At 43.3% G+C, this 25,260-nt stretch carries 21 protein-coding genes and 1 tRNA gene; 18 read left to right on the top strand and 4 right to left on the bottom strand.

Translation table 11 applies throughout. The features are described 5' to 3' along the window. Positions 1 to 2: 2 nt before the first annotated feature. The 6 genes from ACMH5P_RS10335 (at position 3) to ACMH5P_RS10310 (ending at position 6,642) form a co-directional block, all read left to right on the top strand. Positions 3 to 1,241 (top strand): NupC/NupG family nucleoside CNT transporter, encoded by a 1,239-nt coding sequence (locus ACMH5P_RS10335; protein WP_459494294.1) that lies wholly within the window; start codon positions 3 to 5, stop codon positions 1,239 to 1,241. 1 nt (position 1,242) lies between these two features. Then, complete coding sequence (gene dnaG, locus ACMH5P_RS10330; RefSeq protein WP_459494293.1) at positions 1,243 to 3,192, top strand: DNA primase; 1,950 nt, start codon at positions 1,243 to 1,245, stop codon at positions 3,190 to 3,192. A gap of 19 nt (positions 3,193 to 3,211) precedes the next feature. Further along, on the top strand, positions 3,212 to 3,721 hold the full coding sequence (locus tag ACMH5P_RS10325; protein WP_459494292.1) for a hypothetical protein: 510 nt from the start codon (positions 3,212 to 3,214) through the stop codon (positions 3,719 to 3,721). A 66-nt stretch (positions 3,722 to 3,787) separates the two neighbouring features. Continuing rightward, positions 3,788 to 4,672, top strand: a complete 885-nt coding sequence (locus ACMH5P_RS10320) for a hypothetical protein (protein WP_459494291.1) — start codon at positions 3,788 to 3,790, stop codon at positions 4,670 to 4,672. A gap of 4 nt (positions 4,673 to 4,676) precedes the next feature. Beyond that, positions 4,677 to 6,200 (top strand): vanadium-dependent haloperoxidase, encoded by a 1,524-nt coding sequence (locus tag ACMH5P_RS10315; protein ID WP_459494290.1) that lies wholly within the window; start codon positions 4,677 to 4,679, stop codon positions 6,198 to 6,200. 13 nt (positions 6,201 to 6,213) lie between these two features. Further along, a complete protein-coding gene (locus ACMH5P_RS10310; RefSeq protein WP_459494289.1) occupies positions 6,214 to 6,642 on the top strand; it encodes a hypothetical protein in 429 nt (142 codons plus the stop codon). A 38-nt stretch (positions 6,643 to 6,680) separates the two neighbouring features. Here the strand turns inward: ACMH5P_RS10310 and ACMH5P_RS10305 are convergent, their stop codons facing one another. From ACMH5P_RS10305 to ACMH5P_RS10295, 3 genes are read right to left on the bottom strand one after another with little or no spacing between them, the layout of a single operon-like run. Further along, positions 6,681 to 7,733: a sugar phosphate isomerase/epimerase family protein gene (locus ACMH5P_RS10305; protein WP_459494288.1), complete on the bottom strand. Its 1,053-nt coding sequence runs from the start codon at positions 7,731 to 7,733 to the stop codon at positions 6,681 to 6,683. A gap of 12 nt (positions 7,734 to 7,745) precedes the next feature. Beyond that, a complete protein-coding gene (locus ACMH5P_RS10300; protein ID WP_459494287.1) occupies positions 7,746 to 8,891 on the bottom strand; it encodes a Gfo/Idh/MocA family protein in 1,146 nt (381 codons plus the stop codon). Positions 8,892 to 8,897: 6 nt separating this feature from the next. Further along, complete coding sequence (locus tag ACMH5P_RS10295; protein ID WP_459494589.1) at positions 8,898 to 10,037, bottom strand: Gfo/Idh/MocA family protein; 1,140 nt, start codon at positions 10,035 to 10,037, stop codon at positions 8,898 to 8,900. A gap of 270 nt (positions 10,038 to 10,307) precedes the next feature. Here ACMH5P_RS10295 and ACMH5P_RS10290 point away from each other — a divergent pair, with 270 nt between their 5' ends. Continuing rightward, positions 10,308 to 11,528 carry an MFS transporter gene (locus ACMH5P_RS10290; protein ID WP_459494286.1) on the top strand — a complete coding sequence of 407 codons (1,221 nt, stop codon included), beginning with the start codon at positions 10,308 to 10,310 and terminating at the stop codon, positions 11,526 to 11,528. Further along, positions 11,491 to 12,186 (top strand): peptidylprolyl isomerase, encoded by a 696-nt coding sequence (locus tag ACMH5P_RS10285; protein ID WP_459494285.1) that lies wholly within the window; start codon positions 11,491 to 11,493, stop codon positions 12,184 to 12,186. Before ACMH5P_RS10290 ends, ACMH5P_RS10285 begins: the two co-directional genes overlap by 38 nt. Here ACMH5P_RS10285 and ACMH5P_RS10280 read toward each other — a convergent pair. Further along, entirely contained in the window at positions 12,161 to 13,849 is a 1,689-nt protein-coding gene (locus ACMH5P_RS10280; protein ID WP_459494284.1) for a sodium:solute symporter family transporter, read from the bottom strand. The two genes, ACMH5P_RS10285 and ACMH5P_RS10280, sit on opposite strands and share 26 nt — an antisense overlap. 223 nt (positions 13,850 to 14,072) lie before the next feature. Between ACMH5P_RS10280 and ACMH5P_RS10275 the strand changes: the two genes are divergently transcribed. From ACMH5P_RS10275 to ACMH5P_RS10230, 10 genes are all read left to right on the top strand, one after another. Next, positions 14,073 to 14,157 (top strand) — tRNA-Leu (locus ACMH5P_RS10275). Between the two features lie 65 nt (positions 14,158 to 14,222). Continuing rightward, a complete protein-coding gene (locus ACMH5P_RS10270; RefSeq protein WP_459494283.1) occupies positions 14,223 to 15,563 on the top strand; it encodes a trigger factor in 1,341 nt (446 codons plus the stop codon). Positions 15,564 to 15,693: 130 nt separating this feature from the next. Then, entirely contained in the window at positions 15,694 to 16,401 is a 708-nt protein-coding gene (locus ACMH5P_RS10265; RefSeq protein WP_459494282.1) for a ClpP family protease, read from the top strand. 3 nt (positions 16,402 to 16,404) lie between these two features. Then, the gene (gene clpX / locus ACMH5P_RS10260) at positions 16,405 to 17,646 is read left to right on the top strand and encodes an ATP-dependent Clp protease ATP-binding subunit ClpX (RefSeq protein WP_459494281.1); all 1,242 of its coding nucleotides are present in this window, start codon (positions 16,405 to 16,407) and stop codon (positions 17,644 to 17,646) included. A 2-nt stretch (positions 17,647 to 17,648) separates the two neighbouring features. Beyond that, entirely contained in the window at positions 17,649 to 18,161 is a 513-nt protein-coding gene (locus tag ACMH5P_RS10255; protein WP_459494280.1) for a hypothetical protein, read from the top strand. A gap of 1 nt (position 18,162) precedes the next feature. Further along, positions 18,163 to 18,885 (top strand): alpha/beta fold hydrolase, encoded by a 723-nt coding sequence (locus ACMH5P_RS10250; protein ID WP_459494279.1) that lies wholly within the window; start codon positions 18,163 to 18,165, stop codon positions 18,883 to 18,885. Next, positions 18,878 to 19,564 (top strand): (d)CMP kinase, encoded by a 687-nt coding sequence (gene cmk / locus ACMH5P_RS10245; RefSeq protein WP_459494278.1) that lies wholly within the window; start codon positions 18,878 to 18,880, stop codon positions 19,562 to 19,564. Before ACMH5P_RS10250 ends, cmk begins: the two co-directional genes overlap by 8 nt. After that, entirely contained in the window at positions 19,551 to 20,537 is a 987-nt protein-coding gene (locus ACMH5P_RS10240) for an NAD(P)/FAD-dependent oxidoreductase (protein WP_459494277.1), read from the top strand. The genes cmk and ACMH5P_RS10240 overlap by 14 nt, the downstream gene beginning before the upstream one ends. Further along, positions 20,515 to 23,601, top strand: coding sequence for a BamA/TamA family outer membrane protein (locus tag ACMH5P_RS10235; protein WP_459494276.1), 3,087 nt, complete (start codon positions 20,515 to 20,517; stop codon positions 23,599 to 23,601). Before ACMH5P_RS10240 ends, ACMH5P_RS10235 begins: the two co-directional genes overlap by 23 nt. After that, a complete protein-coding gene (locus ACMH5P_RS10230; protein ID WP_459494275.1) occupies positions 23,591 to 25,249 on the top strand; it encodes a CotH kinase family protein in 1,659 nt (552 codons plus the stop codon). The genes ACMH5P_RS10235 and ACMH5P_RS10230 overlap by 11 nt, the downstream gene beginning before the upstream one ends. Positions 25,250 to 25,260: the final 11 nt, after the last annotated feature.

Genomic DNA, 25,260 nt, shown 5'->3' with positions numbered 1-25,260 from the left:
AAATGGAAAGATTTACAGGCTTATTGGGGATTATCTTGATTTTAGGGGTATCCTACTTAATGTCCAATAACCGAAAGGCGATTAATTACCGTACCGTGGGGGTTGGCCTGTTATTGCAGATTGGTTTGGCGGTATTTATCTTAAAGACAGAAACTGGGCAAGCCACTTTCCAATGGTTGGGCGATTCGATCAATACCTTGTTAGGTCAAGCCGACAAAGGTGCTCAATTTGTGTTTGGTTCTTTGGTTGATCGTAAGTTAATGTCTCAAGCCTTCGGTGCGGGAAATGATTATATTTTCTTCTTTAAAGTAGTACCAACCATCATATTTGTCGCGGTATTGGTGAACATGTTTTACCATTTGGGCGTCTTGCAGCGCGTTGTTTCGACAATGGGTAAGGGTGTTCACTGGTTGATGGGGGTGAGTGGAGCGGAGGCTTTGTCGAACGTGGCGTCCACTTTCGTGGGCCAGGTTGAGGCTCAAATCATGATTAAGCCTTACTTAAAAAATATGACGAATTCGGAGCTGATGGCCTCGATGACCGGTTCATTTGCGTGTATAGCGGGAGGTGTGATGGCAGTCTATATTTCCTTGGGAGTTCCTGCGGCGTATTTATTGGCGGCAAGTTTAATGGCGGCACCGGGTGCTTTGGTCATTTCGAAGATTATGTTCCCGGAAACGGAGAAGTCTGAGACTGAAGGAATGGTCAAAATGGAGATCACGAAGACACATGCGAATTTGGTGGATGCGATTGCGGCAGGAGCGAGTGAGGGATTGAAGGTTGGCTTGAACGTGATTGCGATGTTGATCGGATTTATTGCTCTCATTGCCTTGGTTGATTTAGGATTAGGACATATTGGAAATTGGATTAACGTACCCGAATTATCGATGAACTTGATTTTAGGAAAGGTATTTTCCGTATTTGCTTTTGCGATGGGTGTTCCGGCACAGGATGTGGAAGTGGCAGGGGCTTTGATGGGTAAGAAAATGGTGGTGAATGAGTTTGTGGCTTATTTGGATATGGTTAAATTAAAGGCGACGTTGGACCCTAAAACCATTGCCATTACGAGTTTTGCCTTGTGCGGATTTGCGAATTTTTCATCGGTAGCCATTCAAATTGGGGGTATCGGAGAATTGGCGCCAACCCGTCGTTCAGATTTAGCGAAATTGGGCTTTAAGGCCTTAATTGCAGGTACTTTGGCGTCTTATTTATCAGCAACTTTAGCTGGTTTATTATTGTAATATGCGTATTGATCCCGAAACCGTCGAGCGAATAAAGCAAACGGCTGCTGTTGCAGACGTGATTGGGGATTATGTAAGTGTTAAGAAAAAAGGTGCAAATTATTGGGCTTGTTGTCCCTTTCATGGGGAGAAGACCCCTTCATTTTCTATTTCTCCCAGCAAAGGAATTTACAAGTGTTTTGGTTGTGGAAAGGCCGGTGATTCGGTGCGCTTTATCATGGATATTGAGGGGCTTGGCTATGGCGAAGCTTTGCGTCATTTAGCCAAGAAATACGGGATTGATATTCAGGAGGAGGAGATGACGGATGACCAACTTCTTCGTCAGAATGAGCGGGAGAGTTTGTTGATTATCCTCGAATATGCCAAAGAATTTTTCAAGAAGCAGTTAACGGAGTCCGACGAGGGCAAGTCAATTGCTTTACCTTATTTCAAGGAAAGAGGTTTTTCCGATGCGACGATTCAAGCTTTTGATTTGGGATACAGTCCCGAAGGCTGGGATATCTTTTTAAAGACTGCTTTGAAGCACGGATTTAGCCAAGAAATTATTGAGAAGGCGGGTTTGGTGACCAATAAAAACGATGAGGGTAAGGTCTATGATCGGTTTCGAAATCGAGTTATTTTCCCCATTCACAGTGTCGCCGGCAAGGTTATTGCCTTTGGGGCGCGGATTTTAAAATCGGATGCGAAGAATCAGGCCAAATACCTGAATTCACCCGAGACGGTCGTTTATCACAAGTCGGCAACCCTCTACGGCATCGCCCAAGCGAAAAATGAAATTCGCCAAAAAGACGTTTGTTATTTGGTAGAAGGTTATACCGATGTGATTTCCTTGCATCAAGCCGGCATTAAAAATGTTGTGGCCTCATCGGGTACGTCCTTGACGATTGAGCAGATTAAATTAATTGGTCGTTTTACGAATCACGTTACCGTGCTTTACGATGGGGACTCTGCGGGTATCAAGGCAGCCTTGCGTGGAATGGACTTGATTTTGGAAGAGGGCTTGCAAGTGAATCTGGTGGTTTTCCCGGAAGGGCAGGATCCTGATTCCTTTGTTCGTTCCATTGGTTCTGAGGCCTTTATCGAATACATTCAGAAAGAGGCCCGGGATGTGATTTCCTTTCAGGCAAATCTTTTCATGAAGGAAGCAGGGGATGATCCCTTTAAGAAATCGGAATTAATTAAGGAAATGGTTCAGAGTATTTCCAAGATTCCGGATGCTATTCAACGGAGTTTATTCATCCAAAAAACGTCTCAATTGATGCGTTTGGAGGAAGATGTGTTGTTGGCCGAAATGAATAAACTTCATTTCAAGAAGGCCCAGCAAAAAACCATGCCGACCATCTCGCCTCAAAATGAAGCGGAAATACAGGCTTTGTTTGAGCCAGGTCCTGAGGTAGATGCACCTTTGGAGGTTCAGAATTTGGCCTATTACCAAGAATTGGAATGCATGCGTTTATTGGTGAATTATGGCCACATGGAGATTAGTCCTGAGAAGGCGCCTGGTGTGAGTTTACTGCAATACATATTACATGAGTTAGAGGAAGTACAATTTCAAACACCTTTGTTTCAAGGTATCATGGAGACTTGTCGCTCGGAATTCGCTCGTGGCGTGATTCCGGAGCCGTCCTATTATTTGCATCATCCGGAGGAGGAGATACAGCGTTTTGCGATTGATGCCTCGTCGGATAAGCATACCTTGTCAACGGTTTGGCGCGACCGTCATGAGATTCGTGTCAAAAAGGATGAGGAATTGTTGGAGGATTTTGCTTATAAGAACATCTTGCGTTTGCGCAAGGTCTACAATGATCAACACATTCAGGATGTGATGGAGCGGATGGAGAAGTACGAGGGAGATCCGAATGACATGAACGATTTATTGGTTGAATTCATCCAATTGAAGGAAATTCAGAAAAATATTTCGCAGGAATTAGGCACGGTTGTCGAAAAATAGCTATTTTCGTCTTACTTATATGAAAAGAATTCTATCCATTATGCTATTGTTCGTTCTCCTGTATCAGGCGGGTGGCTTTGCGTTGCGTTTTATTGCGCAGGATTCGGATTCATTTGTGGCAGGGGAGACGGTGATCGTTGAGATGCCGATATCATTGCCTTATTCAACTGATTGGCAAGCCCCACAAGAAGTTTCTGGAGAGATTCGTCAAGGAGATAATTTCTATCAAATGAAGGACCAACAAGTCATTGATGGTAAATTGGTGACGACTTTGGTGGCCGACCAAAATGCCCGTGATCGCTTTTTTGATTTGGCTGCTCAGGTGAATGAGCATATGTCGGACCAACCGGAGAAGGCTCCTGCTAAATCGAAATTAATCAATACCCTCGTTAAAGAATATTGTTCACATGCGTCTGCATGGGTTCTTTATGTCATGGAATGGCCGACAAGTTCTTTGTCGTCATCTCATCCTGTTTTATCTACCACAGCTATATCTGCTGATTTCTTCTCGCCGCCCCGGCAAGCTTAAATTTTATCGATACTTTTTCTCTGTAGATTTATTCTAGGGGACATACGTGTATTTTAAAATTTAAGCATGAAAAAAATCTTCATTCTGCTTTGTCTTATCGGTATGATGGGGCAGCAGTCATTGGCACAAATGCCTCACGATGGCATTTACATGAGTAAAAAAATAGCCTGTGGGGCGCTCATTTATGGGAATTCCTCATGGACTGAGTATTGGGAAAATCAATTGTTTCGTGAGAATCAGAATATTGGGCGATTAACTACCGAGTCGGTTACCGCGATGATGGCCTATGGAATCACTAAAAAATTAAATGTGATTGCTGTAGTCCCTTATGTTCGGACGAACGCATCAAAAGGGAATCTCCTAGGACAAAAAGGTTTTCAAGACGCCTCCATTTGGATTAAGGCAAAAGGGTATAGTTCGCATGGGTTGACCTTGCACGGCGTTGTGGGTGCGAGTATGCCCATGTCAAATTATGTGCCTGATTTTATGCCGATGTCCATTGGTATTGGATCTAAAGCGCTCGTGGCGCGTGGTATATTAACCTATGACTTACCGAAAAATCTTTATTTGAATTCATCCATCGCCTATCAGATGCGTAGTCGGGTAGATGCGGATCGCGATGCCTATTTAGCGGGGGATAAACTTTTGTATTCCCGTGAAGTAGCTGTTCCTGATGCATTTGATGCAGCAATTCGTTTTGGCTATTTAAAAAAGGACAATCAATTGGAGGTTTTTGCCGAGCATTTTTCGTGTGTCGGTGGGGACCACATTCGTCGGAATGATATGCCATTTATGACGAATGATATGACCATGACATCGGTGGGTGTATATGGTAAATACCAACCCAAGCAGTTGGGAATTAATGGCCGGGTGAGCTATGTGGTAGATGGACAGAACGTAGGCCAAAGCCTCTCTGTTTCCGTCGGGTTATTGTACATCATTAAATTGTAAATCAATGAAATATTTATATTCTTTAGTAGCCTTTTTGCTCTTGGTATCATGTAGCAAAGAGGTGGAGGATGCGATGTTTGAAGCATATGCACCTTCGAAAATTGACGTGAACGGTGGTAGTTGGAAGACATTTATTTTGACTTCGCCGACTGATGTTTCGGTTTCTGTTTCATATTTGACGACAGATGCGAAGTATTTAATGGAAATTGATTCGTTGAAATCGGTTGTTATTCCGAAATTAACGACAGTACAAAAGGAGGCAGTGAAGTTTTGGGGAGCAGGTTCGGTATTGCGTTGGAATGAAATAGGCCGGGAATTAGCTGCCCGTTATAATTTGGCGCCCGCTTCGAATTCAGCGGGTGTATATCCGGTTCCTGATCCAGCAAATCCGTTGGCAGATCCTAAATTCCCGTTCGCGAATCCTCCTTATACGGCGAGGGCTTTGGCTTATTTGAGTATTGCGCAGTATGATGCTTTGGTGAGTGCTTGGAAGTATAAATATCAATACAATCGCAAGGCTCCTTATGTGGTTGATGCCTCGATTAAGCCCTTATTGCCGGTTTCGAGCGTACCTTCTTACCCATCTGAGGATGCGGTGGTGGCGCAGGCGAGTTATGTGATTCTATTAGCTATGTTTCCAGGGGAAGGTCCATTATTGCGCGAAAAATTGGCTGAGGCGAAGAATGCTTGCATTTGGTCGGCGATAAATGTGGGAAGTGACGTGGATGCGGGGGCTGCTTTGGGTGCCGGTGTTGCGGCCAAAGTTATGGCACGTGCCAAAACGGATGGAATGAGTGCCGCGAATAATCAGGCGCTTGTGCCGGGGATGATTGAGCGTTCGAAAGCTTTGGGTTTTGTGAATCCTTGGATGAGTCAAGAATCACCTGCTCGTCCACCGATGTTGCCGAATTATGGATCGGTGAGTACGCTTAATTTTGACCGAAAAACCTTGGAGTCGATTCGTCCGGCAATTCCTTATTTGGAGAACTCTGCCGAGTTTAAAAAGGAATTAGCTGAATTACAGGATATTCAAAAGAATCAAACCCGTGATCAGGCGGCGATTGCGAATTTCTGGGCGGATGGTCCCGGCTCTTATACGCCTCCAGGACATTGGCATCGTTATGCTTGCGAAGCGGGTGTCGCGGCGAAGTATTCTGAACTTCGGATGGCCCGACTATTAGCTTATGTCGGTTCGGCCTTGATGGATGCCGGCATTGCTTGTTGGGAGACTAAATATTATTACTACAGCCCACGTCCCCAACAGTTTGGCCTAAAAACTTCGGTAGGTTTGCCTAATTTCCCGAGCTATACCTCGGGTCACTCGACGTTCTCCTATGCGGCTGCAACGGTATTAAGTTCATTTTTCCCGGAAAAATCCGCTAGCTTTTATGATAAAGCACAAGAGGCGTCTGATTCTCGTATTTATGGCTTGATCCATTTTCGGATTGATTGTGTGATGGGCGGGAAGCACGGTCGAGTTATTGGAGATTTTGCCGTGAAGCGCGCGAATGCGGATGGTGCTGACTAAAAAATAGATAGTTATGATTTCAATAAGTAAAAATAGATTCCATGCACTAGTCACAGCGGCATGGATGAATCGCGCGATGATTGCGCTGGTATATATTTGGTTTGGCATGTTGAAGGTTTTCGGGGTGTCACCAGCAGAGGGTCTGGTGACCAAATTGTTTGATATCACCCTAGCTCCCTATATGAGTATCCAGGAGTTTCTGATTTTGTTGGGTCTCTCAGAATGTCTAATTGGTTTGTTGTGGTTATTCCCTCGAATCACAAAAATTGCATTTTGGGTAATGATGGGGCATTTATTTACGACCTTCTTACCGGTATTGTTTTTGCCCAACGAGACATGGGAGTCTTTCTTGGCCTTGACCTTAACCGGGCAATACATTATCAAGAATGTAGTATTGTTATCAGCGGCTTGGTTTATTTATGTATTTAGGCCCGAAGAATAAGGACATCAAAAAAGCCCCGAGCAATCGGGGCTTTTTTATTATAGACCTAAAATCTTTTTATTTAGTTCTTCATCTGCACCGGTACCGGCGAAATCATCGAATACCTTTTCGGTTGCCTTGATGATATGGCTCGAGATAAACGGTGCTCCTTCGGTTGCTCCTTGAACCGGATCCTTGATGCAGCATTCCCATTCTAACACTGCCCAGCCATCATAGCCGTATTGGGTTAGTTTCGAGAAGATGCTCTTGAAATCTACCTGACCATCGCCCAATGAACGGAAACGTCCCGCGCGGTTAATCCAAGATTGGTAGCCCCCATAAACACCTTGTTTTCCCGTTGGGTTAAACTCAGCATCTTTAACGTGGAACATTTTGATGCGTTCGTGGTAGAAATCAATGTATTGCTTGTAATCCAATGCTTGAAGTACAAAGTGCGATGGATCGTATAATAAATTGGCACGCTTGTGCCCTTTTACCTCGTCCAAAAACATTTCGAATGTCACGCCATCGTGCAAATCTTCACCTGGGTGAATCTCGTAACATAAATCGACACCACATTCATCGAAGGTATTTAAGATGGGTAACCAACGGCGACCTAATTCCTTAAATCCTTGCTCCACCAAACCTGCAGGGCGTTGTGGCCATGGATAAACCGTGTGCCACATTAAGGCACCCGAGAAGGTTGCGTGTGCATTCAATCCCAAGTTTTGGGATGCTTTCGCTGCATATTTTAATTGTTGAACCGCCCATTCTGTACGAGCCTTTGGATTTCCTTTCACCGAATCCGGTGCAAATCCATCGAATCCCAAATCATAAGCTGGGTTAACCGCCACCAATTGTCCCTGTAAGTGGGTGGATAATTCTGTGATTTGCAAACCTTTGGAAGCCAACATTCCCACGATTTCATCGCAATAGGTTTTTGACTCTGCCGCTTTTTGCAAATCGATGCAACGTGAATCCCAAGATGGAATTTGAACCCCTTTGTAGCCCAAAGATGCCACCCATGTTGTGATGCTATCTAATGAATTGAAGGGTGCTTCATCCCCCATAAATTGTGCCAAAAATATCGCTGGCCCTTTGATCGTATTCATATTGTTAATGGTTTAGATTTTAACCCACTTTTGTGAACGTGTTGAATCCAAGATTCGCTCGCAAATTAATAATTCCCGATATCCATCCGCGAAAGTTGGGTATTTCGGATTTTCCGGTTGCTTACCTGATTCTACAGCCGCATAAACTTCCTTGAATAATTGCTTCGATGTATCTGAGAATCCTTCGTTGTGACCTCCCGGGAATGTCATCAATGCGGATGCCTCTGGATAAGCCAATGATGGATCACGCATCAACACCTGATTCGCTTGATCCCGGTTACCTATCCAAATTTCGTTAGGTGCTTCCGAGTTGAAGGCAAATGTCTTGTTTGAACCCGAAATTTCTAATTTCAATTGGTTCTTACGACCCGCTGAAACTTGCGATACGGTTACGCAACCGCGGTTACCATTGTCGAAACGCAATAAGACGTTCGCATGGTCTTCCGTATTGATCGGCACATCCGCATAATCTTCAGGGGTCAACATTTTTCCCGAATAAGTCTCAACAGGCTTCAAAGGCTTTTTACGCACCTTATGAACTGTATTGAAATCGGCCATTACTTCTACCGTTTTCAATCCCGTGATGTATTCGATTACATCTAATAAGTGAGATCCGATATCAGCAATCGCACGTGAATCCCCAGATTTATCCGGCTCTAAGCGCCAGTTGTAATCCGTATTGTAGAACAACCAATCTTGTAGGTAACTACCGATGATCGAATAAATTTCGCCCAAATCGCCTTTTTCGCGCATGGTTTTCATTTGACGTACCAAAGGATAGTAACGCAAGTTGAAGTGAACGGCATTGACCAATCCCGTTTTCGCGGCTAATTCCACCAATTCCTCCGCCTCGTGCAAGTCCTTGGCTAATGGTTTTTCACAAACCACGTGCTTCCCAGCTAATAAGGCAGCTTTTGATTGTGAATAGTGTAAGAAATTGGGTGTACAGATGTGTACACATTGAATGTCTTCTTGTTTTAATAAGTCCTCGAAGGTGTACCAACGGCTAATACCCAATTGTTTGGCTTTTGCTTCAGCCAACTCGATGGTTACCTCACAAAGCGCAGCCACGTCAATATTGGGTAAGCGACGAAGCGCTTCGATGTGTGCGGGTCCGATAAAACCGGTACCTACGATACCTACTTTAATTTTAGTCATGATCTATTAGATTTCAAATTTTGTCCATTTATTCTGGTTGTCTTTGGCCGAACGAACCACGTTCTCAATGAATGCCATCCCCATGATTCCCTCGTCAATGCCTGGGAAATCATACATTGGGTCTTGTGGCTTACCTGCCCAACGCGCTCTTACGGCAAAGGCAAAATTGCGGTAGATATTTGCGAAGGTTTCCACATAGCCTTCCGGGTGTCCCGCTGGTTGGCGTGAATGTGCATTCGCCGCCGCAGATAAATTACCCACCGCCGTTCGAATCGTTCTTGCTCCTTCATCTCGTGTGCGGAAGGTCAAGGTATTTGGCTCCATTTGGTGCCAAGTAATTCCTGCCTTACTTCCATAAATACGGAAATTGAAGTCATTTTCCTCTCCGTTGCAGATTTGTGAACAATGAAGCACACCTTTGGCACCGTTGTTGTAATGCAATAAGATATTGCCATCGTCATCCAATAATCGTCCCTCGACGAAAATGGTCAAGTCGGCACATAATTCCGTGATATGCAAACCGGTAATGTATTCAATCAAATTTTCGCAATGTGTTCCAATATCGCCGATAGCACCCGCTGCGCCACAACGCTCGGGGTCTGTACGCCATGCAGCTTGTTTTTGACCGGTTGCCTCTACTAAATCGATCAACCAGCCTTGCGGATATTCTACGATGATCTTACGAATTTCGCCTAATTGACCCGAGTCTACCAAGTGTTTCGCCTCTTTGACCATCGGATAGGCAGTATAATTATGGGTCAATGCGAAGATTAGACCCGTTTGATCAATGATTTTTTTCAGTTCTTTCGCCTCAGCTAAGTTCAGGGTTGCGGGTTTGTCGCAAACAACGTGGAAACCGTTTTCCAAGGCCATTTTGGCTGCAGGAAAATGCACGTGGTTCGGGGTTACGATGGAAACGAAATCCATGCGTTCCCCTTCCGGTAATTCCTTTTCCTTGAGAATCATTTCCTCGTAGGAACCATAGACACGATTCTCGGGTAAATAAAGTGCTTCGCCCGTTACTCTTGATTTTTCAGGATTCGAGCTGAATGCCCCACAAACTAATTCGATTTCGCCGTCTAATTGCGCACCTCTGCGGTGAACGGCACCAATGAAGGCCTCGGTACTTCCACCGATCATGCCCATTTTTAATTTTCTTCCTCTCCGACTCGCTGCAGTCGTAGACGTTCCTCCTTGGATCATATATTGATAGATTTAGATTGTTACAAAAATAGGGCTTAATTTGATTAAATTACCCTTTATACGGGTCAGATTTTTGAAAAATATTCAAAATAAATCGCTTTTGTGGTCGGAATTCAAAAATCTTTTCGTTTTTTTGGTACGATTTTTCCAATGTTGAATTTAATTTTTTTAAGATTATAATTTCTAAAACCTTTTAACTAAATCTAATCTATTATGAATCAAACTGTTAATGCCAATCGTTTATTTTTGGCGTCGTGCTTTGCACTCATTACGACTGCCTTCTCATTTAGTATACGGGCAGGGATTTTGCCACAGTTGGGCGAAGAATTAAATTTAACAAATGAGCAATTAGGTCACATCAATCAAATGTGGTTTTTAGGTTTCCCAATTTCCATGATTTTGGGAGGTGTTTTTTACACGTCGATTGGCCCCAAGTTAATTATGCAAATTGCCTTAGTAGCACATGCTGCGGGTATTCTATTAACAATTTACGCGGTTGACTATAATTCACTTCTTATTTCTACCCTCTTAATTGGATTAGGAAATGGATGTACTGAAGCAGCTTGTAATCCAATGATTGCAGATGCTTACACGGGTAATGAAATGAGCAGCAAGCTGAATCGTTTCCACATGTGGTTCCCAGGTGGAATTGTGGTGGGTTCCTTGATTTCTAAATTCATGACCGATGGTGGTTTTGCTTGGCAGACACAAGTATGGGTAATCATTATCCCTACGGTCATTTATGCCATTTTATTCTTTGGTCAATCTTTCCCAAAACCAAGAGTTGATGCAAGTTCTACGTTGGATAGCTTTAAAGCGATGTTAAATCCTTTGTACCTATTTATGGCTGCTTGTATGGCTTTAACTGCTATTTCGGAGTTTGGTCCTCAACAGTGGGTTGGTCCAATTTTAGCGAAAGCGGGTGCTAGTCCGATGTTGATTTTAGCGCTTGTAACGGGCTTAATGGCGGTAGGTCGTTATTTTGCAGGACCTATTATTGCCAAGATTAATACCGTAGGTGTTTTGTTGGGATCTGCGGCTTTTGCCTTAGCTGGATTGTATTTAATGAGTACAATGTCTGGATCTACCTTATATTTTGCCGCATTTATTTATGCCTTGGGTATTTGTTATTTCTGGCCAAATATGTTAGGCTATGTTGCAGAAGCAATGCCAAAAACAGGTGCTTTGGGTTTATCCATCATGGGCGGTATCGGTATGTTTTCATCTTCGATGTTTCAACCCATTATCGGTAGTTGGATAGATAGCAACAAAGCTGTAGCCGTTGCTAATGGATTAACGGGTGATGTTGCTGATTTAGCGGCGGGCCAGGCAACCTTATCTAATATGTTGATTTTCCCAGGTATTTTGATTGTAGCATTTGCAGCCTTGTATTTCTTTGGAAAGAAAACAGACTCAGCGAAAGCCAGTCATTAATTATGGTAAAAAGGGAGCCTCGGCTCCCTTTTTTTTATCCCAAATTCCGCATAGCTTTGGTAATTCTTCCATGATTGCCAAGTTTATGCGGAATTTGTTTTTTTGCTTGTTTTTGATTGCTTGTAAACCGAATTACAACGTCGACCCTACACAGGTCGAAAAGCAATTACGTAGTCTCGAGAAAGAAAATCCAGAAAGCAAGATTTTGGGAGAGACCCGTTTCGGTGATTTTGAAATAACGCTGGCGAAGGAGACTCCGCTACATCGCATTAATTTCGTCCGACTGGTGAAAATGGGCTATTTTACGGATCGATATTTTTACCGGAATGTCTATGAGATTGGGATGCAAGGCGGGGGAGAATTTAGCGATCGTTTGGCTTACCTTGTTCCTGCTGAATATCCGGATCACTTAAAACCGGAGCGAGGAACCATCGCCATGGCGCGCTACGATGAGGGAAACCCCCAAAAGGCCTCTTCACCCACAGAGTTTTTCATTGTTACCAATACCGAACAGGCAGCTCGTTTTTATAAGCAATATGTCGTTTTTGGTAAAATCACCAAAGGTCTAGCGGTCATCGATTCCATCCAGAAACATCGTTCTTTCGATGAAAAACCGGTTATTCCTGTCAAGTTTACGCTCTCGATTTCGAAGGATTAATCAGACTCGCAATACCCGCGAAAGTCATCACCAATAAGCAGCCCACTACATTCAGCCATAGGAATGCCATTAGGTCGATGTACCAAGCATAGATGACAATGGCTTCCGCCAGTAAGGCTGCCCAAAATACTTGATTTCCATTTGTTCGGGGCAAGTAAAATGCACAGAGAAATACGCCTAAAATTGTCCCGTAGAACCAGGAGCCGAGGATATTCACCACTTCAATTAAGCTTCCCATATTCACCGCAAATTGCGCGACGATCAGACAAAGAATTCCCCATCCCAAGGTAATTAACTTAGATACCCACCAATAATGTTTGTTGGACCCATCTGTGTGTAAGAATCGCTGGTATATATCCACCATAGAGGTCGAAGTCAAGGATCCAAATGCCGATGCCATCGAGCCCATGGATGCCAATAAGATCATGGCAATTAAAAAGCCCACAATCCCGACGGGCAAATGATCGATGATGTAGGTTAGGAAAATGTAATTCGTATCATGTTCCTCAAAACGCTCATTTGATTTCTTGATTTCTTGGACTGCCGTTTCCCTCAATTGTCTTTGTTCCTCTTGACTCTGATTGATGGCTTGCTTTAATGTTGCTACTTGTTTTTCGTCCCCTGATTTTATGGCGCGAACCAATTCGATTTCGTCCTTTTTTTTCTGCTCAAACAACGCTTTTTGTTTCAGCGAGGTGCTCGCGTAGCTGGGTTGTGCTTGCCATATTTTTTCTGAATTCTTATTGAAAAACATAGGAGCCTCATTGAATTGGTAGAAGACAAAAACGAGTATCCCCACCAAAAGAATAAAGAATTGCATCGGGATTTTTAAGAATCCGTTTAACAGGAGCCCTTTTTTACTCGCGGTAGCGGATTGCCCGGAAAGGTAACGGCCTACCTGACTTTGATCGGTACCAAAATAAGAGAGTTGGAGAAAAAATCCACCGATAATTCCCGACCAGATGTTATACCGATTATTGATGTCGAATTTCCAGTCGATCAGATTGATTTTACCCATTTTACCGGCGATCAACAAGGATTCATGCATGCCGATTTCCTCGGGTAGTTGGTGGATGATTAGGACGGCTGCCAGTACCATGCCGGCGAGAACGACCGACATCTGTAACATCTGTGTATACGAAATAGCCTTAGACCCACCCAGCATGCAATACAATGTTACTAAGCTAGCCGTGAGCGCATTGGTCCAGGCTAAATTCCATCCTAAGAGTGTTGATAAAATGATGGAGGGTGCCGCGATAGTGACGCCGGTCGAAAGTGCACGTGGGATTAAGAACAAAAGGCTCGTCAGGATTCTTGTCTTTGAGTCGAAGCGCTGTTCCAGAAATTGATAGGCGGTATATACCTTGAGTCGGTAGTAATTGGGAATAAATGTCACCGAAAGGACAATCATGGCGATGGGAAGCCCCAGGTAAAACTGAACGAATCGCATGCCATCTGTATAGGCTTGACCGGGTGCGGATAAAAAGGTGATGGCGGATGCCTGGGTGGCCATGACCGAAAGCATGACGTGATACCAAGGTAGTTCACGATCTGCCAATAAGAAACCTTGCAAAGATTGCTTTGCCTGATTCCCTCGGTAAATGCCATACATGACAATGCCGCCAATCGTTCCAATCAATACAAGCCAGTCGGTGAGTCTCATCAGTTTATTGATACAAATTACTAAATCCTAGAAAAAACAGAATAAGTACGAGGAGGAATACTCCGAGGGAAATATACCAATTGGCCCATTTGGGGGCAGGCTGTTGATTTTCCATTTCTTTGTTGATGGTTTAGTGGCTTGAAATTACACATAATTCGTTGATTATTTTGAATGTCCTATTGGAATAATACATTTTGCTTCTTACCTTTGCAGTCCAAATTACGCGGGTGTGGTGGAATTGGTAGACATACCAGACTTAGGATCTGGCGCCGCGAGGCATGGGGGTTCGAGTCCCTCCACCCGTACCAAGGCAAGCCCTCAACACCGATAGGTTTTTGAGGGCTTTTTTTAATTGAAAAATAAATAATTCTATATGAACATTTCACTCAATAAAGCAAGTGATTTACAGGGCCGTTTGACGGTGGTAGTTACAGAGGCTGATTACAAAGAGAAGGTTGAAGCAAAATTGAAGGACTATCGCAAGAAGGCCTCCATCAAAGGTTTCCGTCCGGGTATGGTTCCGGCGACACTTATCAAGAAATTGTATGGTCAGTCTGCCTTAGTGGATGAAATTAATCACGAATTGGGTCATGCCGTGAGTGATTACATCAAGGAAAATAAGTTGAATTTGGTTGGTGAGCCTTTGCCAGCGGTTGATGAAGCGGATTCGATCGATTGGGAAAAGGATACCGAATTTACTTTTCATTATGATTTAGGTTTTCATGGCGAGTTCTCGGTGGATTTAGCGAAGATGAAGGCGATTCAATCGTACGAAATCAAGGCGGATAAAAAGGAAATCGATGAGACAATTGAAAATTTGAAGAAGCAATTTGGTGAGCAAACTCATCCTGAATCGGTTGAAGATCGTGATTTAGTGTTTGGAACCTTTACGCAAGGGGAGTGGGTTGAGAAATCAGCGATTCCAATGCATGCGATTCAAGATAAATCCAAAAAAATCTTCATTGGTGCGAAGAAAGGGGATACCTTGAAGTTTGCGATCGATAAGGTTTTTGTGGATGCGAAGGCTTTGGCTTTAGCAACAGGAAAGAAAGAAGAGGAAGTAGCCGAATTGAAAGGTGAGGTTTCTTATGTGGTAGAAGATATTACGCGCCAAGTACCCGCGGAAATGAATGTAGCTTTCTTCGATAAGGTGTTAGGACCCGGAAAAGCGACTGATGAGAAATCATTCCGTGCAGAGGTTGAAACGATTGTAGGTGAAAATTACGCACGTGAAGCGAAGTATTTATTGCGCATCGATGCGGAGAAGGCTTTGTTGGAGAACGTGAAAATTGATTTGCCTGAGGAGTTCTTACGTACTTGGTTGATTCGTATCAACGAAGGTAAATTTACGCCGGAGCAAATCGACCAGGATTTTGATAATGTGAAACGTGATATTCGTTGGAACTTAATCAAGAATGAAATCGCTGAGAAATTTGACGTGAAGGTTGATTACCCAGAGGTTGTTGAGAAGGCGAAAGATATGGTACGTCAGCAGTTTGGAGGTTACTTATCATCTGATCAGCCGGGTATCGAAGAGATGATTGAAAAAATCGCGATGGGTTACTTAAGTGATAAGTCGAAGGGTGATAATTTCATGAACTTGTACAACCAAGCGTTTTCAGATAAGGTTGCGACGGTGATTGTGGAAAACATTCCGAATAAAGTATCGAAAATTGATGTGGAGAAATTCAAGGCAATTGCAGCGGCGTTGTAATTGATCTTTGTCACAGATTTTTGGAAAACCCCGCTCTTTGCGGGGTTTTCTGTGAACTAAGCTTTGTACATTTGTGTTTAGGTATTTAATGCCAAAATATTTTAAATTTGATTTTTAAACATTGAATCATATGTATCCAAAAGAATTATCAGGAGAAGAGTTTCGTAAGTATGCGGTTCATCACCGTGGCTTGAATGGTTTAGCGGTTGACCAATACATGAACCACATCGGTGATCGTCCGATGCACCAGATTGAGGATATGACCCAATACATCATCGAGGAGCGCCCCATGCGTTTTGCTCAGATCGATGTATTCTCACGTTTAATTATGGACCGTATCATTTTCATGGGGGTACCTGTGGATGATTACATGGCGAATATTATCGTGGCGCAATTGCTTTTTATGGAGTCGACAGATGCGAAGAAAGATATCGTGATGTACATTAACAGCCCAGGCGGTTCCGTTTATGCGGGTTTGGGTATCTATGATACGATGAACTACATTCGTCCCGACGTAGCAACGGTTTGTACTTCATTAGCGGCATCTATGGGTGCGGTCTTGTTGGCAGGTGGTGCAGCGGGTAAGCGGTCGGCTTTGGAGCATGCGCGTGTGATGATTCACCAGCCTTCGGGGGGTGCGCAAGGTCAATCGCGTGACATCGAAATCACGGCACGTGAAATCGTGAAGATTCGTGCGGAATTGTATGAAATCTTGTCGAAGCATTCAGGTAAATCTTTTGAGGAAATCGAGCGTGATTCCGATCGTGATTATTGGATGAAGGCGGCTGAGGCGAAGGAATACGGTCTAATTGACGAGATTTTAACACGTACTGTTTAATTCATGGCGAGTAATAAAAAGGTAAGCTGTTCATTTTGCGGTCGGAGTAAATCCGACGTCGGCATGATTTTGTCGGGCATCGATGGACATATTTGTGATAGTTGTATTCAGCAGGGTTACGAGGTAATCAAGGAGGAAATGGGTGCACCTGCGGCGAACATTTCCAATCATCAATTTGAATTGGTGAAACCGAAGGACCTGAAGGCTTATTTGGATGAATATGTCATCGGACAAGAAGAGGCGAAGCGTCATTTGTCGGTGGCTGTGTACAACCATTATAAGCGATTGATGCAACCAGCCTCATCGGACGATGTAAAGATTGAGAAATCAAATATCTTGATGGTGGGAGAGACGGGAACGGGTAAAACCTATTTGGCTCGTACCTTGGCTCAAAAATTACAAGTACCTTTTTGTATTGCGGATGCGACGGTGATTACCGAAGCCGGTTACGTGGGTGAGGATGTGGAAACGATTCTAACTCGCTTGCTTCAGGCCGCGAATTACGATGTCGAAAAGGCGGAATGTGGAATTGTCTTCATCGATGAGATTGATAAGATTGCGAGGAAGTCGGACAATCCTTCCATTACTCGGGATGTTTCGGGAGAAGGGGTCCAACAAGCCTTATTGAAATTATTGGAGGGTTCTATTGTGAATGTTCCGCCGCAAGGAGGGCGTAAGCATCCGGATCAGAAGATGATTGCGGTGAATACGGAGAATATTTTGTTTATCTGTGGAGGGGCTTTTGATGGGATTGATCGCCATATCGCGAAGCGTTTGAATTCTCGTCCGATTGGATTCTCAGGAGATGATACGTTCCATGAATCATTCGAGAAGGACCAAATCATGAAATACGTTTCAGCGCAGGATTTAAAATCCTTTGGTTTGATTCCTGAATTATTGGGACGTCTTCCTGTGGTTACTTTCTTAAATCCGTTGGATTCGAAGGCCTTGTTGTCGATTTTGACAGAGCCAAAAAATGCCTTGGTGAAGCAATATGAAAAGTTGTTTTCGATGGAGGGAGTGGCCTTACATTTTTCTGAGGAAGCACTAACTTATATCGTCGAACAAGCGATGCAATATAAATTAGGCGCCCGTGGATTGCGTTCCATTATGGAGGCAATCATGACGGATGCTATGTTTGAAATTCCGTCACAAACGGATTTAAAGGACTTTACGATTGATTTGACTTATGCCAAATCAAAGTTTGAACGAACTGTTTTCCACCAAATGAAAGTTGTTGCTTAATCATGAAACGGATCATATTGTTTTCTTTATTAGTAAGCCTGGGAGCTTCTTGTGCTAAAAAAGCGGTTGCCCCATTTGCACCGAGTGCAGTGACGTCACAACCTTCGAAACCGGAGGTTTCGGAAGCAGAAAAGCAGCGGGTGATGAATGAAGTTGTTCCAACAAACAACGTTAATCAACCTACACCCAATCAGGTTCAACAGCGCAGTATTGAAGCATCGCTGCCGGCTGCCGCTGCCCCCGCACCTAAAGTACAGAACGAATCGGCTTCTATGCATGTAGATCGAATATTAGATCAAAAGCCGGTTGAAAAAATCTTACTCAAAAAGGCATCCCTTGTCAAAGCAAAGGTAGCCGTATCGGGGCCGCATAATTGGGCGCCTCAGTTGAAAATTGGTTTGACCCTTTTAGGTATTGGAATCGTTTTAGCCGTTTTTGGATTAGGGCTAGTGGGAGGCTTGGCGGCATTAATCGGTTTAATTTTCACGATTTTAGGTCTGTTAGTAACCTATTAAGATGAAACCTCATCTTGTTTTTTTGCATGGATTTGGCGAAGATTCCCGCATCTGGGAGGATTTTATGCCAGGCGCATTTTCGGAGTATAAGGTCCATTGTCCTAATTTTGCCGATTGGACGGATTGTTCGACGATCGCTGCTTATGCACAGAAAATAGTGCAGAGCCTGCCACTTGATACGCAATTTATCTTCATCGGTCATTCCATGGGGGGCTATGTGGCTTTGGAAATAGCCAGTCAATTTCCACCAATATCATTAGGCGTGGTCATGTTGCATTCGACATGCGTAGCGGATTCGTCGGAAAAGAAACATCAACGCGAAAAAACGGCTTCCTTTATTGCCGAGCATGGGACGGAGACCTTTATTCGTTCATTTGTGGGTAATCTCTTCACACCCGCATTCGTTGAGGCAAACCGAGCAACCTTGAATCAATTGATTTCACGCTACCAAGGATTAAGTGCCCAAGGATTAGTCGCTGCCACGCTAGCCATGAAGGACCGTCAGGATTTTCAAGCTTTCATTCAAAATACCTCGATTCCCTTTTTATTTGTTCTAGGCGATTTGGACCCTTTGATTCCCGTGGGAAGTATTTTGGAAATATTGGAGGGGAAAGACCAACATAAATATGTAATTTTGAAGGGAATCGCGCATCAAGGATGTTATGAGGCACCTGAGCAAACGCTTCAAGCGATTCTTGCGTTTTTAAACGAGTTTCATGTCTAAGATTATCGTGGCCCTTGATGGCTTTTCTTCCTGTGGAAAAAGTACGACAGCTAAACGTGTTGCGGCACAGTTGCATTATGCCTTTGTCGATACCGGAGCCATGTACCGAGCCGTTGCCTTGTATTTACATCGTAACCAGATTGATATCAAAGACCTTCAGGCCGTTGAAGACGCGCTTAAACATATTGATATCGGATTTGAATTCAATCCTGCTCGTCAGGCTTCTGATACCCTGTTAAATGGGGAAAACGTCGAACAAGAAATCCGAAAAATGTACATTTCGGAATTAGTGAGTCAAGTAGCAGCGATCACCGTAGTTCGTCGGGCCATGGTGGCACAGCAACAAAAAATGGGCCAAAAGAAGGGCCTAGTGATGGATGGCCGAGATATTGGTACGGTTGTATTTCCCAATGCGGAGGTAAAAATCTTTATGACAGCTCAGCCGCATATCCGTGCGCAGCGCCGAAAGTTGGAACTTTTGCAAAAAGGAGAGGATTTGCCCTTGGAGGAAATCATCGAGAATTTACGCATGCGTGATGAGATTGATTCGAATCGTGCGGAAGGTCCATTGAAACGAGCGGATGATGCCATCGATTTGGATACCTCATTTCGCAGTATGGATGAACAAGTGGATTTTGTGCTAGCCCAGGTTGAACGTGTCCAACGTGAAAAAAAATAAGCCCTATTTAATCGTCGGCCAAGGTATCGCTGGTACCGTCCTAGCTCATCATTTTATTCAAGCAGAAATCCCTTTTGAGATTTGGGATTCCCCGATGCATTTTAAATCGTCCTATGCTGCAGGCGGGATTTTTAATCCCGTAACCGGTCGAAAACTAGAAAAAACCTGGTTAGCTGAGGAACTTTTTCCATACCTATTCCCTTTTTACCAATCCTTGGAAAAGACCTTAGGTGCGTCTTTTTTCCATCCAATGCCCTTGTTTCGTCCCTTTGCCAATGAGGAAATGAAAACATGGTTAACGGATCGTAAAGAACAAATCCACCATGATTTTTTACAATGGACGGAGGAAGGGGTTTGGGTCAATCAAGCGGGTTGGGTTGATGTAGCTAAACTGCTCAATTCTTCTAAAGATTATTTTGAGGGCAAAGGGCTGTATTTTGCTCGAATATTTCAGTCATCCGATTCTGAAAATTTTGAAGCTGTCATTTTTTGTGATGGTTTTCATGGTAGCCAAAATTCACTTTGGTCTAAATTACCATTCTTACCCGCAAAAGGGGAATTGATTCGTTTTTCCTCTCCCCAAGCGTCCCCTGATTTTATTTTAAATAAGAATGGCTTTGTTCTGCCCTTATCAAATGGAGATTTTAAAGTAGGGGCCACCTACCGTTGGGACGAATTTTCACAGGAGCCAACAGAATCTTCCCGGGAGGAGTTAATGGGGAAGCTGGCCAGTATGGGTATTTCAGATTATACTTTATTGGAAACGTATGTGGGAGTCCGTCCAGCCACGCAAGACCGAAGACCCTTTGTGGGTTTACTTTCTAAACAGTATGGAATCTTTAATGGTTATGGGTCCAAAGGCGTATCGTTGACACCTTATTTTGCCCGGGCATTTTTGCAAGAATTGACGGGTGAAAAAGAACTTGATTCGGAGGTTTCAATTCGTCGCTATGCGCATTTATTTTCGGTATAAATCCTTAAATTTGATTTTGTGTAATTCCTTGAAAATGCAACGAGTTCGTATTTTGTTTCTGGGAGTATTTTCTTTCCTGCTGGGGGCCTCTCTTCATGCACAGGAATTTTATCCGAGCCAACGCGCTTGGGATAAAACACGTATTCAATTCCAAAAATTTTCCTGGAAATACTTGTCGAACCAAAACTTCGAGGTGTATTATTTTGGTAAAAATGAAATACTAGCAAGAACAACCTTGCAAATACTTGATGCTGATTTTCAGCGAATGACAACTTTATTATCCTACACGCCTTTTCAAAAAACAAGGATTTTTGTCTACCCTTCTGGAGGTGAGTTAGCCCAATCAAACAGTGGAATAAGTTATGCGGATGCCCAAGAGGCAGCCGATGAGAATCGGGCCAAATTTCGAATCGAAATTGCCTATCAGAACGATTACCCGACTTATCGTACGCAATTATTGCGTCAATTAGCGCACGTATATATTCATGATATTTTATACGGTGGCAGCATCAAAGATGCCTTACAGAATTCCATTCTGCTTTCTGTACCTGAATGGTTTACCTCGGGATTAGCCGCCTACGCAGCGAATGGCGAAACAGCAGCCATGAGTCAATATATGTACCAGGTGGTTGGCGCGAACAAAGTTCGGAAACCCGTTTTGGCACGTGGTTTAGAGGCTGAATACCTAGGTCAATCGATCTGGTCTTATTTAGCGAAGACCTATGGAGCAAGTCAAATAGGGAATATTATCAATTTAACTCGTGTTATTAGGAATGAACAGTCGAGTATCTCAAGTACGATTCGTAAGCCCATAGCCAAGTTCCTGAAGGAATGGTTTGAGTTTTATGTCAGTGAGGCGAAGCAATATGAGGTGAATGTTAAGGATGTGGCGAAAAAGTCACTCATGACTTTTGAAATAGGCAAGGGAGAGCAAATACATGATTTTCAATTGAGCCCGGATGGCAAGTTAGTCGCCTATGTTTTAGTGGATGCCGGTCGTTACCGAATTATGCTGAAGTCCCTCGCTAATTCCAATGTAAAAGAGATATTTCGAACAGGCTTAAAAGACCCTTTGCGGACGGATGGCGGAGTTGGTCCCATTATCCGTTGGTCAAATAAATTGGATCTTTATGTGTTGTACGCGCAAGAGGGCAAGAATTATTTAAATACTTATCAATGGGTTCGTCAGTCCCTGCGATTTAATTCGAAAAAGAATTTAGGTGATGTTCGTTTCTTGGATTTCGAACTGAATGCTAGTCAAAATTTGTTGGTTCGATCTTTTAAGCAAGGGCAGGTTGATGTGGGAATTTATGATTTACGTAGAAATCGATTAACGCCGATTACACAAGATGTTAATCAGGAATCTGAGGCACATTGGTGGGGTAGTAATGGAGACGTCGTCTATCTGACCGACCGGATTAGCGATAGTACTTATTTGAAAGAAAAGGGCATGTTGGCTCTTATGCATTGGCGCGCAGATGCTCCATCAGAACCTAAGACTTTGTTCATTCATAAAGGTCTTATGCGGAATGTCCGTCCCGTATCCGATTCATTGATCTATTTTTTAAACGAGAGCAGCTCTGCACAGGAATTGGTTTCTTATCATACGCAGGATCAAAAATTATATCAAACCATTGTTAAGTCAGGCAATTGGTCCGATTTTCGATGGGTTAATGATACTTTTTTGGTCAAAAACCGAGAAATTTTAAATGACCAACTGCAGTTGTTTGATCTCAAGCAAATGATGGCAACTCCATCCTATTTGTGGTATCCTTTACTTCCTGATTCGAGCCAGGTTGTCCAAGCGGCGACAGTGCCCGACGAGAATAAACGATCTTCGGATGTACGTAAGTCGAGGCTTGAGCGCCAACAAGCCTTGCGGTTACGGAAAGATTCAAACCGCTTGCAGGGGCCTTTAGACTACCAGAATTCATTTGTGATAAATGGTTCGGAGGGGAATTTTCGAATAGATCCTATTCGTGGCTTGGGATATAGCATGGAGTTGAAGATGAATGATTTAATGGAAAATCATTTGTTGAAAGTAGGAGGTTACTTATCTGCCAACATTAAGAATATTGACCTTTGGGGCGAATATGCTTATTTGGCCAATAAAGTGGATTGGGTATTTCGGATTGACCGACGGGTATTGGATCAAGAAACCGAGACGGTATCCCAAAAAGTCCGATTTAATCGTGCTGAGCTTAAAGGAATCTATCCGCTTAATTTGCAGAGTAAATTAAGTTTGTCTGGAATGCTAACCACGAATCGTGCTTTTGATCAATACAATGTGAGCACCCCGGAGATCGTGTCGAATTATTTGGGTAGTCGATTTAATTATACGTTTGACAATTCTGTGTATTGGGCAGAGAATTTACGTACCGGTTTTCGGATGTTTGCAGGGGTAGAGTACCAACACGCGTTAAATCAGCAGTCATTTACACAATTCAACTTGGATGCGCGCCATTATTTGAAAATTAGTAATAGTCTTTTGTTGGCAACCCGCTTTTCTGCTTCGCATGCCTTGGGTTTGGGAGCCCCACAAACCATTCTAGGCGGGATGGATAATTGGTTGTTTATTGATCGGGAGGAACGCAACAAGGAGAATCCCTTGGGTACCAATGGCATTGCACAGCCCAATGTATTTATGAGTGATTTTGCGACGACGCTTCGTGGTTTTCGCATGAATAAGTTGTCGGGGAATAGCCATCTATTATTCAATGCAGAATTACGAATACCCTTAAAATCGCTCGTTGGCTCTGCCTATTCTAAATCTCAGTTTATCAATACTTTTCAAATGGTTGGATTCTTTGACGCGGGAAGCGCTTGGACGGGTGCAAATCCTTTTGCTCGGAGCAATGGATTTAATACGAATGTCTATGGCGGCAATACGAATCCTTTCCGGGCTACGGTTACCGACTTCCGTAATCCATTCTTGTTTGGCTATGGCATTGGCGCTCGAGCGAATGTTGTCGGTTATTTTATTAAGCTTGATTATGCTTATGGAATTGAAAATGATGAGGTTAAATCTCCGATGACCTACTTAACACTTGGTCATGACTTTTAGGATTTTTGTCGTTTTACTTGCCTTATCTTTTCAACTTTTTTCACAAAGTTTGACGGTATCTAATTTACCTATATTGGTGATTGATACGAAAGGCGCAACGATCCGAGATGAGCCTAAAATACCCGCAAAATTTAGTCTTTACGACCGGGGGAAAGGTTTGTTAAATCAATTAACGGATAAGCCTGCTTTGAATTTTTGGGCGGGGATCGAGTTTCGGGGCAGTACATCTCAAGCTGATTTTTATTTCTTGCCCGGTTTGGTTAAAAAGCCTTATGGATTTGAGATTTGGACGGATTCTGTCGCCATGAAGGCGCAAAATGTAGCCTTAGTGCAGATGCCAGCCGAATCAGATTGGGTTCTCAATGCTTCATACAATGATCGTAGTTTTTTGCGGGATGTATTAGCGCAAAAATTGGCGGGCGATTTAGGTCTAAAAAAGTCGAATACGAGGTATGTTGAAGTGATTCTGAATGATGCCTACCAGGGGATTTATATCCTCATGGAGAAAATTAAACAAGGCCGAAATCGGTTGGATATAGCGGATTTACTTCCAGTTGATAATACGGGGGATGAAGTTACAGGAGGTTATTTAGTAAAGATCGACAAGACCACTGGCTCTCCTTCGCGTAATTGGACAAGTTCTTACATTTCAGGAGGAGGAACTGGTAAGGTGCTTTTCCAAATCGAATATCCCAAAAATGAGCTGATTACCACGCAGCAGTTTAATTACATCAAGAATTATGTCAATACGTTTGAGAAGAGTTTACAGGAGGAAAGTGGATTGAGACCGAGTGCTGCCTACCGTAGCATGATGGATATGCCTTCATTTGTTAACTACTTTTTGATTAATGAACTGACTCGAAATGTCGATGGTTTCCGTTTGAGTACCTATTTCTACAAGGATAAAGATTCCAAGGGAGGAAAGTTAACCATGGGCCCCACCTGGGATTATAACTTGTCATTTGGGAATGCAGATTACTATGATGGATATCTACCTCAGGGTTGGGCGTACAATAAACTCGAGATGAGTGAGCAGGGAAAGGCTGATTATGTGCAGACGCCTTTTTGGTGGGGCAAATTATTGCGGGATTCCGTATTCGTCAATTCCCTGAAGTCTCGTTGGACAAGCTTACGAAAAACAAGCCTAACTCCCCAAAATATCTTTAAATTCATGGATTCGACCACGCTTGCGTTAAAGGAACCTATGCAACGAAATTTTGGCCGTTTCCCACTTTATGGGAAAAAGGTTTGGCCGAATTACTACGTTGGGAATAATGCAAATGACGAGTTGTATTGGATGCAAAATTGGATTACTGCCCGTATTGCTTGGTTGGACGGCACCATTAAATTACTCGATGCCTCTTTGGTCTTGTCCAATACGGAGCCACTCGAAATAAAATGTTATCCGAATCCGACTCGCCAGTCGGTCCGCCTCGATTTCCCGCTGGGACAGGATTCCAAAGTCTTCATGGAACTTTATGATAGCATGGGTCGTAGGGTGCGCCAACAAGATTTAGGTAATCTTTCAGCAGGTCAGCAACGAATCGATATTGATCTCTCGGCTGAGTCGGCAGGGCGATATATTATCCACCTTTCTGATTCCAGTCAAACGATCTATCGTTTCCCGGTAGTCAAAAGTTTGGAGTAAGTAAGGCTTTT

The sequence above is a fragment of the Aquirufa sp. 5-AUSEE-100C1 genome (genome assembly GCF_054558655.1).
This window is presented reverse-complemented; position numbering and strand designations above follow the sequence as displayed.

What these genes read in the sequence shown, in the direction of transcription:
- ACMH5P_RS10335 (WP_459494294.1), top strand. Translation starts at nt 3, where the DNA reads ATGGAAAGATTTACAGGCTTATTGGGGATTATCTTGATTTTAGGGGTA.
- dnaG (WP_459494293.1), top strand. Translation starts at nt 1,243, where the DNA reads ATGCGTATTGATCCCGAAACCGTCGAGCGAATAAAGCAAACGGCTGCT.
- ACMH5P_RS10325 (WP_459494292.1), top strand. Translation starts at nt 3,212, where the DNA reads ATGAAAAGAATTCTATCCATTATGCTATTGTTCGTTCTCCTGTATCAG.
- ACMH5P_RS10320 (WP_459494291.1), top strand. Translation starts at nt 3,788, where the DNA reads ATGAAAAAAATCTTCATTCTGCTTTGTCTTATCGGTATGATGGGGCAG.
- ACMH5P_RS10315 (WP_459494290.1), top strand. Translation starts at nt 4,677, where the DNA reads ATGAAATATTTATATTCTTTAGTAGCCTTTTTGCTCTTGGTATCATGT.
- ACMH5P_RS10310 (WP_459494289.1), top strand. Translation starts at nt 6,214, where the DNA reads ATGATTTCAATAAGTAAAAATAGATTCCATGCACTAGTCACAGCGGCA.
- ACMH5P_RS10305 (WP_459494288.1), bottom strand. Translation starts at nt 7,733, where the DNA reads ATGAATACGATCAAAGGGCCAGCGATATTTTTGGCACAATTTATGGGG.
- ACMH5P_RS10300 (WP_459494287.1), bottom strand. Translation starts at nt 8,891, where the DNA reads ATGACTAAAATTAAAGTAGGTATCGTAGGTACCGGTTTTATCGGACCC.
- ACMH5P_RS10295 (WP_459494589.1), bottom strand. Translation starts at nt 10,037, where the DNA reads ATGGGCATGATCGGTGGAAGTACCGAGGCCTTCATTGGTGCCGTTCAC.
- ACMH5P_RS10290 (WP_459494286.1), top strand. Translation starts at nt 10,308, where the DNA reads ATGAATCAAACTGTTAATGCCAATCGTTTATTTTTGGCGTCGTGCTTT.
- ACMH5P_RS10280 (WP_459494284.1), bottom strand. Translation starts at nt 13,849, where the DNA reads ATGAGACTCACCGACTGGCTTGTATTGATTGGAACGATTGGCGGCATT.
- ACMH5P_RS10270 (WP_459494283.1), top strand. Translation starts at nt 14,223, where the DNA reads ATGAACATTTCACTCAATAAAGCAAGTGATTTACAGGGCCGTTTGACG.
- ACMH5P_RS10265 (WP_459494282.1), top strand. Translation starts at nt 15,694, where the DNA reads ATGTATCCAAAAGAATTATCAGGAGAAGAGTTTCGTAAGTATGCGGTT.
- clpX (WP_459494281.1), top strand. Translation starts at nt 16,405, where the DNA reads ATGGCGAGTAATAAAAAGGTAAGCTGTTCATTTTGCGGTCGGAGTAAA.
- ACMH5P_RS10255 (WP_459494280.1), top strand. Translation starts at nt 17,649, where the DNA reads ATGAAACGGATCATATTGTTTTCTTTATTAGTAAGCCTGGGAGCTTCT.
- ACMH5P_RS10250 (WP_459494279.1), top strand. Translation starts at nt 18,163, where the DNA reads ATGAAACCTCATCTTGTTTTTTTGCATGGATTTGGCGAAGATTCCCGC.
- cmk (WP_459494278.1), top strand. Translation starts at nt 18,878, where the DNA reads ATGTCTAAGATTATCGTGGCCCTTGATGGCTTTTCTTCCTGTGGAAAA.
- ACMH5P_RS10235 (WP_459494276.1), top strand. Translation starts at nt 20,515, where the DNA reads ATGCGCATTTATTTTCGGTATAAATCCTTAAATTTGATTTTGTGTAAT.
- ACMH5P_RS10230 (WP_459494275.1), top strand. Translation starts at nt 23,591, where the DNA reads ATGACTTTTAGGATTTTTGTCGTTTTACTTGCCTTATCTTTTCAACTT.